At 51.4% G+C, this 584-nt stretch carries 1 protein-coding gene; it reads left to right on the forward strand.

The genetic code is table 11. The features are described 5' to 3' along the window. Positions 1-211: hypothetical protein (locus ACR0EK_RS20330; RefSeq protein ID WP_480968098.1), on the forward strand; the 211-nt coding region annotated here is incomplete at its 5' end. Between the last annotated feature and the right edge of the window lie 373 nt (positions 212-584).

Below are 584 nucleotides of genomic sequence, written 5' to 3' on the forward strand. Positions count from 1 at the left end.
CCGCCCGGATCTTTCATCTGATGGCATCAAAAGGCATCCTGGCCCGCACACAGGCCTGGCGCAGCAGGTAATCCACACAAAAAACTCAATATCCCCGCAGATCACATATCAGCGGGGAGAGGTAGCTGCGGGGAATCGGACCAGTTTTTTAGGCGGATCGAATGATGAGAGAGACAACTCAGAATGGCTCGAGAAAGAACCGCTCTCGTGAACTCAAAGCCAAGGTCGCGCTTGAAGCGATCCGTGCGGAAATGACGCTTGCTGAACTGTCGAAGACGCACGGCGGGATGTGTCGCAAACTATCGGTCCGGATTGACGAGCATATATGCAGCGATGTTTGTTGTTTGCGTTTTGCTCTCCAACAGGTTTCCGCATGATTTCCTTGATAGGCTGTCATTTCCCTAGGGATGCAATCTTGTACGTAGATTTCTTCTACCTACAGTACACGGTTTCCCATCAGGGCCTTGAAGAGATCATGGCTGAACGCGGTATGTGTGGACGTGTCGCGGTTTGCTGCCGCTCCTTTGATAGCATTTATTGCAGCAAAGGAGACGAACTATGGGACTGAAACGGACGGACGAATT

The organism is Ruegeria sp. AE4 (assembly GCF_056542185.1).